The sequence below is a fragment of the Kitasatospora sp. NPDC088742 genome, from assembly GCF_055584905.1.
In genome coordinates, this window is the sequence record NZ_JBVJLD010000002.1 from 271,712 (window position 1) to 286,889 (window position 15,178).

Here is a 15,178-nt window from a genome sequence, read left to right on the forward strand (position 1 = left end):
CCGCTCAGCGGACCGCCGCGCAGGGCTTGCAGTAGCTCACGCAGCAGATCGGGTTGAGGAAGGAGTCGAGGCCGTCGTGGCCCTTCTCGTACCACCAGTCCCCCGGGCCCCGGTCCACCTCGGGCCGGGCCACCGGGTAGCCGAGCTCGGCGAAGGTCTCCCAGAGGTCGCCGTGGTGACGCTGCAGGGTCTCGCCGAGCCGGGCCCGGGTGTGCACGGCCACCGCGTTGCGGTAGCGGGAGGCGCTGACCAGGGTGAGCACGGCGGCCGAGACGTCGAAGTCCGCGCCCCGGTACGCGGTGAGGAAGAGGCCGCCGGCCCGGATCGCCTCGGGCGGGGTCTCGCCCTCGGGCCCGGCGCCGCCGTCCGGCACCTCGGCGATCCGGACGAACAGCCGCTGCCAGGGGTCGGCCAGCTCGGCCGGCGGGCTGGGCACCAGTACCGTGCGGGGCGCGGCCAGCAGGCCGTAGCCGAGCAGCTCGCCGGAGCGGTCCTCGGGTGCGGCCAGGTGCACGGTGACCCGGAGCGCGGGCAGCGGGGTGGGGGCGGTGGTGGTCATGGTCGGTCCTCCGCTTCGCCGCCGGGGCGGCTGGCTGGACGGCGGTGGGCCCGGCCCGTTCTGACGGTGCGTCGGGAACGACGGTGCGTCGGAGCGGGCCGGGCCGTTCGTCCACCCCAGTGTGCGGTGGGACCGGTCCCGGACGGATGAGGCCGGGGTCCCGGGTGTGTCCCGGGCGGAGCGAGCGTCAGGTCACGTTGAGCCGGGCGGCCAGCCGGAGCAGGCCGGGGGCGAAGCGGCTGAGCAGGTAGGCGCCCTTGGCCTCGGGGGTGACGGGGACCACGGCCTTGCCGGTGCGGACGGCCTTGAGGATCTCGGTGGCCACCTTCTCCGGCGGGAAGTTGCGCCGGGCGTAGAGCTTGGAGGCACGCTCCTGCTTGGCCGTCTGCTCCGCCTCGGTGGTGGCCGAGAAGGTGGAGGTACGGGTGATGTTGGTGTTGACCAGGCCCGGGCAGATCGCCGAGACGCCGACGCCGGAGGAGGCCAGCTCGGCCCGCAGGCAGTCGGAGAGCATCTTCACCGCGGCCTTGCTGGTGGCGTACGCGGCCAGCGCCTTGGAGGGCAGGTAGGCGGCGGCCGAGGCCAGGTTGACGATGTGTCCGCCGTGGCCGCGCTCGGCCATCAGGGTGCCGAAGGCGCGGCAGCCGTGGATCACGCCCCAGAGGTTGACGTCCAGGACGCGCTGCCACTCCTGCTCGGTGGTCTGCAGGAAGGTGCCGGAGTGGCCGATGCCGGCGTTGTTGACCAGCACGTCCGGCACGCCGTGCTCGGCGGCGACCTGCTTGGCGAAGGCGTCCACGGCCGGGCCGTCGCTGACGTCCAGCCGGTACGCGTGGCCGGTGCCGCCGCTCAGGGTGCACAACTCCGCGGTGCGGGCGGCGGATTCGAGGTCGAGGTCGGCGACCACCACCCGGGCGCCCTCGGCGGCGAAGGCCAGCGCGGTGGCCCGGCCGATGCCGCTGCCCGCGCCGGTGACCACCACCAGCTCGCCGGGCGCGGCCGGGCCCCGGTCCTGCCCGGCCGAGACGGCGGCGGTGAACTCCCGCACGTGCCCGGCCACCACCGCGCCGTGCTCCAGCAGGGCGGACCAGTGGGTGCCGTTGACGGTGCGCCGGGTGAGCTTGGGCGCCCAGTGCTCCAGGCCCTCGGAGAGGAAGGGCTCCACGTAGTGGTCCCGGCTGAGGGTGAGCAGCTGGACGGGGACCTCGGTGTAGCGCTCGCGCGGGTCGCGCACGGCCGGGCGCATGTTGGCCCGGTAGAGCTCGATGCCGCGCACCGCGTCCTGCTTGAGGGTGGGCTGCGGGTGCCCGGGGCGCGGGTTGACGCCCTCCAGGTCGTGCAGCACCCGGGGCCAGGCCCGGGCCAGCCAGAGCCGCCAGGTGGCGGGGGCGAGCAGCGGCAGGTGGAAGGCGGTGATGTACCAGGAGTGCGCGCCCTGCACCAGCAGCTGGCGCAGGTGACGGGGCGTCGGACGGCGGAAGCGCTTGCGCATCCAGAAGCCCATGTGGTCCAGGCAGGGGCCGGACATCGAGGTGTAGGAGGCGATCCGCCGCTCCGAGCCGGGCTCGGTGACGGCCTCCCAGGACTGCACCGAGCCCCAGTCGTGGGCCACCACGTGCACCGGCCGGTCCGGGCTGACGGCCTCCGCGACGGCGAACAGGTCGGCGCCCAGCAGCTCCAGCCGGTACCCGGCGCGGTCGGCCGGGACGCCGGACTCGCCGGCGCCGCGCACGTCGTAGCGGACCACGTGGTGGTCGGCGGCGAGGTCCGCGGCGACGTCGTCCCAGACCACGTGGGTGTCGGGGTAGCCGTGCACCAGGATCACGGTCGGGTGCGTCGGGTCGCCCTGCTCGAAGACGGCCAGAGGCAGGCCGTTGGAGTGGACGGTACGGCGGCGGATCATCGGGCGGCCCCCTCGGTGGTGGTCCAGCGGCGGACGTGCGGCAGGTCGTCGTCGAGCCAGTAGGCGTCGTCGTCGGTGACCACCAGCAGTTCCTCGAACTTGATGCCGACCTCGCGGAAGCCGATGTGCGGCTCCACCGCCCAGATCCCCGGCGTCGGCGCGTGCCGGGAGGAGCGGCCGTCGGCCCAGAGCGGCGAACGGCCGTGCAGCCGCTCGCTGATCAGCTCCCGGCCGAGCGTCTGGAGTGTACGCACGCCGAAGCCGAAGACGTTCACCCCGGCCGGGCCGCGCGCGGTGTTCCTGGTCACCTGGTGGCCGATCACCCGGCCCGGGTAGACCTGGTGCCGGTTGTCGTAGCCGTGCGCGGCGATCTGGGCGTCGACGGACCGGTAGATCTCGTTCAGCGGCTTGCGGGCCCGCACCTCGGCGAGGATCAGCTCCCGGTAGACCTTGAGGTCGGCGGCCAGCCGGTCCCAGATCGGGTTCTCGCCGACCTTGCCGCCGTAGCCGATGTCGGCGGTGTAGCCGTCCACCACCGGCGCGCAGTCCAGCACGTACGGCATGCCCTCCTCCAGCTTGCGCTTGCCGGCGAAGAACTGGAGCGGGGTGTGGAAGTGCCGGAACGCGGTGCGGTCGCCGAACCAGGCGAACGGCACGTGGAAGAAGTCCTGCACCCCGGCCTTGACCAGGCACTGGCGCAGCTTCAGGGTGGCCTGACGCTCCGTCACGCCCGGCTCGATCCAGGCCGCGACCTGCTCGGCGCAGTGGTAGGCGAGCTGCTGGGTCTCCCGGAAGCGGGTGAGGTCCTGCTCGGTGTAACCGAACACTCCAGCCTTCGGAACACTGGTGGTCATCGGTCCTCCAGGGTGAGGTGCTCCCCCTCGGGGGCGCGGGAGACGCAGGGCAGGAAGGCGTCGGCGGCACGGTCCTCGGGGGTGAGGCGGCGGTCCCGGTGAACTGGTGTGCCGGAGGTGACGCGCAGTCGGCAGGTGCCGCAGAAGCCCTGGTGGCAGGAGTAGGCCAGGGCGGGGTACTGCTCGCGCAGCACGTCCAGTGCGGAACGGTCGGCGGGGACCTGGAGCTCCGGGCCGTCGCCGAGGCGGACGGTGAAGGGCCGGCCGTCGACGACCGGGGCGGCGCCGAAGCGTTCGAAGTGCAGCGAGGCGGCCGGTGAGGCGTCCAGCGCCTGTTGGACCGCGGCCAGCATGGGGGTCGGGCCGCAGCAGTAGACGGCGGAGCCGGGGCGGGCGCGGGCGAGCAGCTCTCCGGCGGGGGTGGGCGGGCCGGTGAGCACCTCGACCCGCTCACCCCCCAGGGCGCGCAGTTCGGAGAGGAAGGGCATGGACGCCTCGTCGCGGCCCGCGTAGACCAACGTCCAGTCCAGGCCCAGGCGTTCGGCCTCGTACGCCATCGGGAGGACGGGCGTGACGCCGATGCCGCCGGCCAGCAGCAGCACGGTGGGCTCGCCGCAGAACGCGAAGCCGTTGCGCGGGCGGCGGGAGGTGAGGCGCACGCCCGGGTGGAGCGCGTCGTGGACCTCGACGGAACCGCCGCCGCCCGCGTCGATGCGGCGCACCGCGATCCGGTAGGAGCGGCGGTCGGACGGGTCGCCGCAGAGCGAGTAGTGCCGCACCAGCCCGGAGGGGAGGGTGAGTTCGAGCCGGGCGCCGGGCTGCCAGCCGGGCAGCGGGGAGCCGCCCGGGTCGGCCAGCCGCAGCTCGGCCACGCCGTCGGCGATCAGCCGGTGCGAGGTGACCACCAGCTGGAGCGCCGGAGTCGGCCGGGCGGCCGGCCGCTTGGGGTTCCGGCGCAGCCCGGGCCCGCCGTACCGCGGGTCGAGCCAGTCGGCGAAGGCCGTCAACCGGCTCAGGTACCGGTCCGCCCGGGGACGGCCGTACAGGTCGGGCGGCAGGTCCAGGTCCATCCGGACGGGGTCCTCTCGGTGCAGGAACAGTGGGGCGTGGAACGGATGGGACGGGCGGCGGAGCAGGTGGACGCGAGCGGGCTCCGGCCTCGCGGACGGTGCGCCGGCGCCCGCACGCAGCGTCCTGCGGACCCGCCGCTCCGCCGCTTCTGCCTGAAGCCCCGTCAGCAGCCGTCCGCAGGGCGGGCGTCAGTGCGTGGCGGCGGCGCGGGCGGCCGGGGAGGCGGCCAGGTAGGCGAGGGCCTGGGAGGAGGAGCCCTCCTGGGTGGGGTGGTAGCCCGGGCGGAAGTAGCGCAGGGCGGAGCGGAGCGCCTTGGCCGGTTCGGGGAGCAGGCCGCGGCGGGCGATCCGCTGCGCCTCCCGCCAGGTGGGCCGGACGGAGCCGCGCAGCGAGGGGTCGGCGGCGAGCAGGAAGCGGACGCCGCGGATCCACAGGTGGACCAGGGTCGGCCCGGAGATGGCCATGCCGCGCAGCCGCCGCAGGTAGCCCGGGTCCAGGTGGACCATCAGGTCGTAGGCGACGCTGCGGTGTTCGACCTCCTCGGCGCCGTGCCAGCGCAGCAGGTCGAGCATGGTGGGGTCGGCCTTGGCCCGGTCCAGCCCCGGGGAGTTGAGCACCCAGTTGCCGAGGAAGGCGGTGAAGTGCTCGATCGCCGCGACGAAGGCGACCCGCTCGATCAGGTAGTCGCGCTGCTGGAGCGGGGACTGACTGGGCCGCGGCCCGAGGATCCGGTTGAACAGCCAGCTGACCTGCCGCACGTACGGGCGGGGGTCGAGGCCCTGGCCGAGCAGGTGGTCCAGCACCTCCTGGTGCGCCTCGGCGTGGATCGCCTCCTGGCCGATGAAGCCGAGCACCTCCTCGCGGAGCTGGTCGTCGGTGATCAGCGGCAGGGCGTCCTTGAAGACCTCGACGAACCAGCGCTCGCCCTCGGGGAGCAGCAGGTGCAGGACGTTGATGGTGTGGGTGGCCATCGGCTCGTCCGGGATCCAGTGCAGCGGCAGCGCGGCCCAGTCGAAGTGGACGTCGCGGGGCTCCAGCACCAGGGAGTCGTGGACGGCGGGGGGCGCAGGGGGGCGGGACACGGGGGCCTCCTGACCGGCGGGTGGACGAGGTCTCGACACGGGGAAAACTACTCGTGGGTATGGCGGCCCACAAGGGTTTCGACCATTCTTATCGACAACGTGTCTAATAGCTTTCGGGTGACGTTCCGACCAGCGCGGTCGCATCGGCGGTTTCACCCCGAACGATCAGCTATCAGCGGTTAACCTGACGAATCGTGAGCAGCCTCCGCCGCCCGCCCCGTTCACTCCTCGCCCTGGCCCTCTGCGTCTCGGTGCTCACCGGGGCGACGGAGGCCCGCGCCTCCCACCCCGCCGTCACCCCGATCGCCCTGACCGACCAGCTCTCCGGCACCGTCCTGGTGCTGGCCGGGCCGCTGCCCCGGCTCGGTGCCCGCCGCCCGCCGGTGGTCTGGTCCTGGAGCCCGGAGCGCGACCCCGGGCTGGCCGCCCTGCGCGACTCCGCCTGGGGCCTCACCGAGGCCAAGGCCCGCCGGTGGCGCGGCCACCGCTACCTGCTCGCCACCTCCTCCGGCGGCCTGGCCGCCCTGGTCGACCAACGCTCACGCAAGGTCCGCTGGGCGGTCGACACCGGACCCGCGAACCCACACAGCATCGAGCTGCTCCCGGACGGGAACGTCGCGGTGGCCGCCAGCAACACCGGGCAGCTCCGCCTCTACGCCGCCTCGCAGGGGCCGCACGGCGACCACTACACCTGGCACCCGCTGATCGGGGCGCACGGGGTGCACTGGGACGGCGCGCGCGGACTGCTCTGGGCCCTCGGAAGCACCGAGTTGACGGCCCTGCGCCCCGGTGGCACTCCGGCCGCTCCGACCCTGACCACCGTCCGGACCGTCCCGCTGCCCGGACCGGGCGGGCACGACCTGGCCCCGGTGGCGGGCGCCCCGGGGCGGCTCTGGATCGCGGCCCGGGACCGGGTCTGGCAGTACGACCCGGAAGCCGACGCCTTCGCGCCGTTCGCGCTGCCGGAGGGCGGCGGCCCGGTCAAGAGCGTGGACGACGACCCCGTCACCGGCCAGGTGATGACCGTCTCCCCCGACCCGGACGCCGCCTGCCCGTGGTGCAGCTCCACCCTGACGCTCCGCCGGCCGGACGGCCGCCGCGAACTGGCCGGCCTGCGCTTCTACAAGGCCCGCTGGTGGTACCCCCAGGACCGCTGAGGCGGCGTCAGGCGCGGCGCCCGAGGCGGCGTCAGACCGCCATCGCCAGCATCAGCGGGGCGGCCCGCTCGGCGAGCAGCTCGGCGGCGGCGCGCAGGCGGTGGGCCTGTTCGACCGGCAGCGAGGTGGCCAGGCAGCCGACGGTGGTGCCGGCCGAGACCGGGACGGCGGCGCAGACGGTGCCGAGCGAGTACTCCTGGATGTCCAGCACCGGCACGGTGGCGGGCTGGCGCTCCAGACGGTGCATCAGCTGCTGCTGGTCGGTGATGGTGCGGGCGGTCAGCCGGGCGGCCGGGTGGCGGGCCAGGTGGTCCCGCCGGCCGTCGTGGTCGAGCTGGCTGAGCAGGCACTTGCCGATCGCGCTGGCGTGCGCGGTGGCCCGGAAGTCCGCCCACTCCAGCACCGCGGGGGCGTGGTCGTCGGCGGCCACCGCCTCCACCGACAGCTCGCCGTCGTGGTACCGGCTGAAGTAGACGGCGGCGCCCAGCTCGTCGCGCAGCTCGGCCAGCTGCTGCTCCAGCCGGGACCGCACCAGCTGTTCGCGGTTCTGCTGCCCGAGCACCGCGACCGCGCCGCCGAGCATCCAGAGCCCGTCCACCCGGGCCAGGTAGCCCTCGAGTTCGAGCGCCTCGGCCAGCTCCCGCACGGCGGGCAGCGGCACCCCCAGCTCGCGCGCCAGCGCCGCCTCGGGCACGCCCCCGGGATGGCGGTCGACCGCCTCCAGCACCCGCAGCGCCCGCCGCAGCACTCCGAACGGCCCGGCCGAGACCGGCAAACCCCGCACCGACATGGCGACCCCCTCCGTACGCACCGGCCGCTCCCAGCGTATCCCCAGGGAGCGTTCGAGCACGGGCCACCGCCGGGATTGCCCGACAGGTCGTCAACAGGTCCGTCAGCTCGGCCGGATGATCATCTCGTCATCTTGACGACAACTGCCGCGCAGGGTTATCGTCGCTATGACGATAAAGAAGGACGAAGGAGCAGAGAGTCATGGCAGACATCACCCGACGGTTCGGCTACCGGCACCTGCGGGCCGCCCCCACCTCGTACATCCGGCACCTGGAGCGCGGCAAGATCCGCCGGGAGGGCGCCGGGCTGGCCTTCTGGTTCCGCCCGCTGGCCGCCAGCATCTCCGAAGTACCGGCGGACGACCGGGAGTTGACCCTGCTCTTCCACGCCCGGACGGCCGACTACCAGGACCTCACCGTGCAGGCCACCGTCACCTTCCGGATCACCGACCCGGCGGTCGCGGCCACCCGGGTGGACTTCGGCGTCGACCTGGCCACCGGCCGTTGGCGGGCCGAACCGCTGGACCAGATCGGCGGGCTGCTCACCGAGACCGCCCAGCAGCACGCCCTGGAGCTGATCGCCCGCACCAGCCTGGCCGCCGCCCTGGCCGACGGCATCACCCTGCTGCGGCAGCGGATCGGCGAGGGCCTCGGCGGGGACCAGCGGCTGGCCGAGACCGGGCTCGCGGTGATCGCGGTCCGGATCACCGCCCTGCGGCCCGAGGCCGAGCTGGAGCGCGCCCTGCGCACCCCCGCCCGCGAGCAGGTCCAGCAGGAGGCCGACCGGGCCACCTACGAGCGGCGCGCCGTCGCGGTCGAACGGGAGCGCGCGATCGCCGAGAACGAGCTCGCCAACCAGATCGAACTGGCGCGCAGGGAAGAGGAGTTGATCGAGCAGCAGGGCGCCAACGCCCGCCGCCAGGCCGAGCAGGCGGCCACCGACGACGGCATCCGGGCCGAGGCCGAGGCGGTCCGCCGCACCCGGCTGGCCGCCGCCGAGGCGCAGGCCGCCACCATCCTGGCCACCGCGAAGGCCGAGAGCGACCGCGCGCTCGGCGAGGCGCGGGCGGCCGGCGAGGCGGCCTGGCTGGCGGCGCACCAGCAGGCCGGGCCCGAGGTGCTCAAGGCGCTGGCGCTGATCCGGCTGGCCGAGCACCTGCCGAAGATCGACAGCGTCACCCTGACCCCGGACGTGCTGACCGGTCTGCTGGCCAAGCTGGGCGGCGGGCAGTCGTCGTGACGCTCACCCCGAGGGTGGTGCTGGTGCACCGCCGCACCGAGTACGAGGAGCTGCTCGCCCGGCACGGCTCGCGTGGGCAGGCCTCCTTCTTCCTGGCCTCGCGCGGCCGTTCGCTGGCCGAGGCGGAGCGGCGGCACGACCACACGACCGCCGCGCTGGCCGAGGTCTCGGCGGCCGTCCCGCTGGACTGGCGGCGCAGCCGGGTGGAGCGGGCCGACCTGGACCGCTTCCTCTTCACCCCCGAGGACGTGGTGGTCGTGGTCGGCCAGGACGGGCTGGTGGCCAACACCGCCAAGTACCTGGCCGGGCAGCCGGTGATCGGGGTGGACGCCGACCCGGGCCGCAACGCGGGCGTGCTGGTCCGTCACCGGCCGGAGCGGGCCGGGCAGTTGCTGCGGGCGGCGGTCGGGGCGGGGGCCGACCGGCGCTTCGAGCAGCGGACCATGGTGGAGGCGGTGGCCGACGACACCCAGCGGCTGCTCGCCCTCAACGAGGTCTACCTGGGCCAGCGCGGCCACCAGACGGCGCGCTACCGCCTGGCCGCCCCGGAGGCAGAGGAGGAGGCGCAGGCCTCGTCAGGCGTCCTGGTCGGCACCGGTACCGGGGCGACGGGCTGGTGCCGCTCGGTCTGGCAGTCCAGCCGCAGCACCCTCCCCCTGCCGGGGCCGGACGCGGCCGGCCTCGCCTGGTTCGTCCGCGAGGCCTGGCCCTCCCCGACCACCGGCACCTCCCAGACCCAGGGCCTGCTGACGGAGGGTCAGGCCCTGTCGCTGACCGTCGAGTCCGACGAACTGGTGGCCTTCGGCGACGGGGTCGAGGCGGACACCCTCAGCCTCGGGTGGGGCCAGACCGTGCGGGTCGGCATCGCCGCCCAGCGGCTGCGGCTGCTCTGAGCACCGTCACCACTTGCTCCACGGCAGGGTCCAGCCGCTCAGGCCGTTCTCCGGACTGACCGTCTCCCCCTTGGAGTTGACGATCTCGACCACGTCGCCGATCCGGGACTCCTCGTAGAACTTGCCCGCGTCCGAGGTCTTGCTGCCGGCCTCGGTGTCGAACAGGCCGACGCAGCCGTGGCTGTAGTTGCCGCGGCCGATGTTCTCGTTCCAGGAGTTGCCGTGCACGTAGGTGCCGCTGTCGGTCAGCTTCAGGGCGTGCGGGACGGCCGCCAGGTCGTAGGGCTCGCCCTTGACCCCGGGCACGGTGGCCGAGTTCATCCGGGTCACCCGCTCCCGGGAGAAGATGACCATCGTGCCGTTCCAGGACGGGTTCTCGTCGCTGCCCGCCGATATCGGCACGGACCGGGAGCCGGCCGCCGTGCTGACGGTCATCCGGTGGGTCTTGGTGTCCACCGTGCTGATCCGCTTCTCGCCGACGGTGAAGCTCTCCTCGGCGTCCTTGTCCCCGTACAGGCCGGGGGCGATCTCGATGCTCTTCAGGCGGTGCCTGACGGTGACCTTGGTACCCGGCTTCCAGTACTCCTCCGGGCGGAAGTCCAGCCGGGTGTCGTCCTCCAGCCAGTGGCCCCGGGCGACGGTGCCGTCGCTGCCCCGCACGCCGATCGCCTTCAGGACGGCTTCCTTGTTCTTGACCTGCTTGCCGAAGTTCACCGAGACGATCATCCCGACCCCGTAGGTCTCGTCGGAGCCGATGTTGTCCCGGACCGACACCGTGCCGGCCGGCACCAGCGTGGTGAAGCCGCTGCTGACCGCCGATACCAGCCCCCGGCCGTCCTTCGCCTGGGCGCTGACGGAGTAGGCCGTCCCGGCCACCAGGCCGCCCTCCGGCGTCCAACTCCGGCCGTCGGCACCGGTGTTACCGGCCACCTTCTGCCCGTTCTTGTCCGTCACGACGACCTCGGACAGCGTGCCGCCGTCCACCTCCACCTTGAGCGCCCCGTCGAGCCGCACGTCCTGCGCCCCGTTCGTCGGGCTCACCCGCAGCACGGCCGCCGAGCTCTTCGGCAGCACCTCCGCCGGGGAGGCGGACGCGGACGCCACCGGCGCCGGTGCCTTCTCCGCCGTACTGCCGCACCCCGTACCCAGCACCAGCACACTGCCCATCACCGCTGCGACCTCGGCCGCCCGTCCGTACCTCACGTGCTCTCCCCCTCAGGCTCTCGACGCTCTATACGCTCCGAGCACCCCCTGAGGTTGCACCGGAAAGCCGACCGGGCCGGGCCCCTCCCCCACTGCCCGAGGGGGAAGGACCCGGCCCGTGAGGGTCGGTCAGGTGGTACTGGTGCCTCAGTTGTCGCTGCCGGCGCGGAGCTTGGTGACGGCGGCCTCCAGGCGGGCGCCGTACTCCTCGTCGGCCGCGTGGAAGTGGGCGAGGTTCTTCTCGACCACGTCGTCGCGGGTGACCTGGGAGAGGAAGCCCGCGATGTTGTCGATCAGGCGGGTCTTCTCGCCGGCCGACATCAGGCGGTAGAGCTCACCGGCCTGGAAGAAGTCGTCGTCCTTGGTGTGCTGCGGCGTCACGTAGGTGCCGGTGTGGCCGGTGACCGCGACGGGGGCCGCCAGCGGGGCGTCCGTCTGGGCCGGGCCGTCGTACGAGTTGGGCTCGTAGTTCTTGGCGTCCTTGCCGTTGCGGGCCACGGCGGAGAGCCCGTCCTGGCCGTAGTTCTGCGCGGTGGTCGCCTTGGGGGCGTTGACCGCGAGCAGGGTGTGGTTGACGCCGAGGCGGTAGCGCTGGGCGTCCGCGTAGGCGAAGAGGCGGCCCTGGAGCATCTTGTCCGGGGAGGCGCCGATGCCCGGCACGAAGTTGTTCGGCGAGAACGCGGACTGCTCGACCTCGGCGAAGACGTTGTCGGGGTTCCGGTTCAGGACCAGGCGGCCGACCTTGACCAGCGGGTAGTCCGCGTGCGGCCAGACCTTGGTCAGGTCGAAGGGGTTGAAGCGGTAGTCGGCGGCCTCGGCCACCGGCATCAGCTGCACGTACAGGGTCCAGGACGGGAAGACGCCCCGCTCGATCGCCTGGTGCAGGTCGCGCTGGTGCGAGTCGGCGTCGGCGCCGAGCACCTCGGCGGACTGGCCGCCGTCGAGCGAGCGGATGCCCTGGTTGGTCTTGAAGTGGTACTTGACCCAGAAGGACTCGCCCTGCTCGTTGGTCCACTGGTAGGTGTGCGAGCCGTAGCCGTTCATGTGGCGGTACGAGGCCGGGATGCCGCGGTCGCCGAACAGCCAGGTGATCTGGTGGGTCGAGGCCGGCGAGTGGGCCCAGAAGTCCCAGACGTTGTCGGCTTCCTGGATGCCGGTGTACGGGTCGCGCTTCTGCGAGTGGATGAAGTCGGGGAACTTGATCGGGTCCTTGATGAAGAACACCGGGGTGTTGTTGCCGACCAGGTCGTAGTTGCCCTCGCGGGTGTAGAACTTCAGCGCGAAGCCGCGGGGGTCGCGGACGGCGTCCGAGGAGCCGAGGGCGCCGGCCACGGTGGAGAAGCGGAGGAAGACCTCGGTGCGGCGGCCCACCTCGCCGAGGAAGTCGGCCTTGGTGTACTGCGAGACCTCGTCGGTGACCTCGAAGTACCCGTAGGCGCCGGAGCCGCGGGCGTGCACGACGCGCTCCGGGATGCGCTCGCGGTTGAAGCGGGCCAGCTTCTCCAGCAGCTGCTGGTCCTGGATCAGCAGCGGGCCGTACTCGCCGGCGGAGGCGGAGTTCTGGTTGTCGGCGACCGGGGCGCCGGACTCGGTGGTGAGGAACTTCGACATGAGGGTCCTTCAAGTAGCAGCGGTGCAAGGTGATTTGGGGGCGGCAACGGGACGTGACGCGGAACGTGCGGGCAGTGGTGGGCTGGCAGCGCCCACGCGGCGGAGCCGCAAATCAGCAGGGTCTCGCGCCCCTTGAGTGAGCGCTTCGCGCTCAGACGCCGAGCAGGCGCCAGATGGCCGAGCGGCGGCGGGAGGACTGCTCGCCGTCGGGGCCGTCGGTCGGCTGCAGGGCAGCGACGGCGGCGGTGGTCGCGGCGGCGTCCGCGAGCGGGCGGGCGGCGGTCAGCGCGGTGGCCTCCGCCGGGGTGAGGCCGGCCTCGGCGAGGGCCTGCTCGGCCTCGGCGGCGGGGACGGCGTTGAACCAGCGGAGCGCGAGGGCGGCGCGGCCGGCCTCGGAGAGCTTGCCGGTGAGGCGCAGGCGGGCCAGGCCGCCGTCCGGGTAGACGTTGATCCGCACGTGGGTGACGGTCCGTCCGGCGGCGAGCCGGAAGCGGTGCCGGGTGTCGGGCTGCAGCCGGGTGCGGGGCAGCAGCTCGAACCAGCCGTCGGCGTCTGCGGAGGGGTCCCCTCCGGACGAGGCGTCGTAGCCGACCAGGTCGGCCCAGCCAGGGGCGTTGGCGACGAAGTAGGAGGTGTCCACCTCCGCCGCCAGGACCTCGCCGCCCCCGGCCAGGGCGATCTGTACCCAGTCGTTGGCCTTGTCGCGCCGACGCCGGGTCTCCCAACCGTCGCCCATGACGGAGGCACGGCCGGGAGCGTTCAGGTTGTGCGGGGAGGAGAAGTAGCGGTCGGAGGCCGCCTCGGCCACGCCGCCGAGCTCCTGGGCCGCCAGGTCGAAGGTGAGGCCGTCCAGTTCGCGCGGGTCGGGCAGCACCTCGCCGTGCACCCGCAGGCGGGCCACGCCGCCGTCGGGCCAGATGTTCAGCCGGACGTGGGTGTAGCGGGTCGGGTCGGTGACCTCGAACTCGTGGGCGGTGTTGCCCTGGAGCGCGGTGCGCGGCACCAGGTCGGTCCACTCGGCGGCGGCCAGCTCCTCGGGCGAGGGGTGGCCGGGGACGGAGGCGCCCTGGACGGAGCCGGTCTCCGGGTAGTTGCCGGTGAAGAAGGCGGTGTCGACTATGACGCCGCGGATCACGCCCGGGACGCCGAGCCGGACGACCGCCCAGTCGTGGTCCTCGTCGGTGGGGTGCGGCTGCTCGGCCGAGACGCCGCGGCGGCGCTTGGACTCCCAGCCGTCCATGATCTGGCCCTTGTGGCCGAAGGTGTGCGGGCGGAACTCGGCGGGCTTGGCGACCAGCAGGTTCTCCGCGTCCGCGAAGGTGTCCTCGTTGGTGTCGACGACGCCCGCGCCCAGCAGGCGCGAGGCCAGGTTGACCAGCTCGGTGAACGGAGCGCCCGTGGTCTGACCGGTACTCAACTGAGGTCTCCTTCTTCGTGGTTGCTGGTGAGCTGACGGCCGAACGGGGCGGCCTCGACGTCCACCACCCGGCCGCGGAGCCAGGTGGTGCGGACGGAGCCGCTCAGGGTCTTGCCCGCGTACGGCGTCACGGGGTTGCGGTGGTGGAGATTCTCGGCGACCACGGCGAACTCGGCGTCGGGGTCGAAGGCGACCAGGTCGGCGTCGTACCCCACGGCGATGGCGCCCTTGGTGCCGGTCAGGCCGGCCAGCTCGGCGGGGCCGCTGCTCATCCAGCGGACCAGGTCCGAGAGGGTGTGGCCGCGGCGGCGGGCCTCGGTCCAGACGGCCGGCAGGCCGAGCTGGAGGGAGGCGATGCCGCCCCAGGCGGCGGCGAAGTCGCCGCTGCCGCCGTAGCGCTGAAGGAGCTTCAGGTCCGGGGTGGAGGGCGAGTGGTCGGAGACCACGGCGATGAACTCGCCGGCCGCCAGGGCCGCCCAGAGCTGGTCGCGGTTGGACTCGTCGCGGATCGGCGGGCAGCACTTGAAGGCGGTGTCGCCGTCCGGCACCTCCTCGGCCGCGAGGGTGAGGTAGTGCGGGCAGGTCTCGGCGGTCACCCGGACGCCGTCCTCGCGGGCCTGGCGCAGCAGCGGCAGCACGGCGGCGGAGGAGACGTGCAGGATGTGGACGCGGGCGCCGGTGCGGCGGGCCGTGTCGAGGAGCCGGGCCACGGCGGCGGCCTCGGCGTCGTCGGGGCGGGAGGCGAGGAAGTCGCGGTAGTGCACGCCCGGGTGCTGCGGGGCGGCGTCCAGCACGGCCGGGTCCTCGGCGTGGATGATGGCCAGCGAGCCGATCCGGGCCTGCTCGGCCAGCGCGGCCTCCAGGTCCTCCTGCTCGACGTGCGGGAACTCGTCCACCCCGGAGGGGGCGAGGAAGCTCTTGAAGCCGAACACGCCCTCGCGGTGCAGGGGTTCGAGGTCGGCGACGTTGCCGGGGACGGCCCCGCCCCAGAAGCCGAGGTCGACCCAGGCCTGGCCCTCGGCGATCTTCCGCTTGGCCTCCAGGCCCTCGACCGTGGTGGTCGGCGGGATGGAGTTGAGCGGCATGTCGATGATCGTGGTGACGCCGCCGGTGGCGGCCGCCTTGGTGGCGGTGGCGAAGCCCTCCCACTCGGTGCGGCCGGGCTCGTTGACGTGCACGTGGGTGTCGACCAGACCGGGCAGCAGGACGGTGTCACCGAGGTCGGTGAGGTGGGCGTCGCCGACCAGCAGGGAGCCGTGCTCGGCGATCTGCTCGATCCGGCCGTCCCGGACCAGCACGTCAGCGGGGCGCTCGCCGTCCGGCAGGACCACGCGGCGGGAGCGGATCACCGCCGTGCTCACGGGCGTCTCGCTGATGGGCATGGGGACCTCCGGGGATCA

13 protein-coding genes are annotated in these 15,178 nt (G+C 73.5%); 3 read left to right on the forward strand and 10 right to left on the reverse strand.

What is annotated here, in order from left to right; all coding sequences use genetic code 11:
- Nucleotides 1-4 precede the first annotated feature (4 nt).
- From ACZ6ZR_RS03400 to ACZ6ZR_RS03420, 5 genes are all read right to left on the reverse strand, one after another.
- Entirely contained in the window at nucleotides 5-559 is a 555-nt protein-coding gene (locus ACZ6ZR_RS03400) for a hypothetical protein (protein WP_465638891.1), read from the reverse strand.
- A 187-nt stretch (nucleotides 560-746) separates the two neighbouring features.
- Entirely contained in the window at nucleotides 747-2,462 is a 1,716-nt protein-coding gene (locus ACZ6ZR_RS03405; protein WP_465638893.1) for an SDR family oxidoreductase, read from the reverse strand.
- Nucleotides 2,459-3,316: a M24 family metallopeptidase gene (locus tag ACZ6ZR_RS03410; RefSeq protein WP_465638894.1), complete on the reverse strand. Its 858-nt coding sequence runs from the start codon at nucleotides 3,314-3,316 to the stop codon at nucleotides 2,459-2,461. Before ACZ6ZR_RS03410 ends, ACZ6ZR_RS03405 begins: the two co-directional genes overlap by 4 nt.
- Nucleotides 3,313-4,386 (reverse strand): PDR/VanB family oxidoreductase, encoded by a 1,074-nt coding sequence (locus ACZ6ZR_RS03415; RefSeq protein WP_465638896.1) that lies wholly within the window; start codon nucleotides 4,384-4,386, stop codon nucleotides 3,313-3,315. Before ACZ6ZR_RS03415 ends, ACZ6ZR_RS03410 begins: the two co-directional genes overlap by 4 nt.
- Before the next feature lie 189 nt (nucleotides 4,387-4,575).
- The gene (locus ACZ6ZR_RS03420; RefSeq protein WP_465638898.1) at nucleotides 4,576-5,469 is read right to left on the reverse strand and encodes a metal-dependent hydrolase; all 894 of its coding nucleotides are present in this window, start codon (nucleotides 5,467-5,469) and stop codon (nucleotides 4,576-4,578) included.
- 194 nt (nucleotides 5,470-5,663) lie between these two features.
- Here ACZ6ZR_RS03420 and ACZ6ZR_RS03425 point away from each other — a divergent pair, with 194 nt between their 5' ends.
- Nucleotides 5,664-6,626 (forward strand): DUF6528 family protein, encoded by a 963-nt coding sequence (locus ACZ6ZR_RS03425; protein WP_465638900.1) that lies wholly within the window; start codon nucleotides 5,664-5,666, stop codon nucleotides 6,624-6,626.
- Between the two features lie 31 nt (nucleotides 6,627-6,657).
- Here ACZ6ZR_RS03425 and ACZ6ZR_RS03430 read toward each other — a convergent pair whose 3' ends face one another.
- On the reverse strand, nucleotides 6,658-7,416 hold the full coding sequence (locus ACZ6ZR_RS03430; RefSeq protein WP_465638902.1) for an IclR family transcriptional regulator: 759 nt from the start codon (nucleotides 7,414-7,416) through the stop codon (nucleotides 6,658-6,660).
- A 200-nt stretch (nucleotides 7,417-7,616) separates the two neighbouring features.
- Here ACZ6ZR_RS03430 and ACZ6ZR_RS03435 point away from each other — a divergent pair, with 200 nt between their 5' ends.
- Nucleotides 7,617-8,654: an SPFH domain-containing protein gene (locus tag ACZ6ZR_RS03435; RefSeq protein ID WP_465638904.1), complete on the forward strand. Its 1,038-nt coding sequence runs from the start codon at nucleotides 7,617-7,619 to the stop codon at nucleotides 8,652-8,654.
- Complete coding sequence (locus ACZ6ZR_RS03440; protein ID WP_465638906.1) at nucleotides 8,651-9,547, forward strand: hypothetical protein; 897 nt, start codon at nucleotides 8,651-8,653, stop codon at nucleotides 9,545-9,547. Before ACZ6ZR_RS03435 ends, ACZ6ZR_RS03440 begins: the two co-directional genes overlap by 4 nt.
- A gap of 6 nt (nucleotides 9,548-9,553) precedes the next feature.
- On the opposite strand, the gene ACZ6ZR_RS03445 is transcribed toward ACZ6ZR_RS03440, so the two are convergent.
- From ACZ6ZR_RS03445 to allB, 4 genes are all read right to left on the reverse strand, one after another.
- A complete protein-coding gene (locus ACZ6ZR_RS03445; RefSeq protein ID WP_465638908.1) occupies nucleotides 9,554-10,750 on the reverse strand; it encodes a L,D-transpeptidase in 1,197 nt (398 codons plus the stop codon).
- Nucleotides 10,751-10,897: 147 nt separating this feature from the next.
- Nucleotides 10,898-12,361 (reverse strand): catalase, encoded by a 1,464-nt coding sequence (locus ACZ6ZR_RS03450; RefSeq protein WP_465638910.1) that lies wholly within the window; start codon nucleotides 12,359-12,361, stop codon nucleotides 10,898-10,900.
- A 151-nt stretch (nucleotides 12,362-12,512) separates the two neighbouring features.
- Nucleotides 12,513-13,778, reverse strand: a complete 1,266-nt coding sequence (gene alc / locus ACZ6ZR_RS03455; protein WP_465638912.1) for an allantoicase — start codon at nucleotides 13,776-13,778, stop codon at nucleotides 12,513-12,515.
- Nucleotides 13,775-15,160 (reverse strand): allantoinase AllB, encoded by a 1,386-nt coding sequence (gene allB, locus ACZ6ZR_RS03460; protein ID WP_465638914.1) that lies wholly within the window; start codon nucleotides 15,158-15,160, stop codon nucleotides 13,775-13,777. The genes alc and allB overlap by 4 nt, the downstream gene beginning before the upstream one ends.
- Nucleotides 15,161-15,178 lie beyond the last annotated feature (18 nt).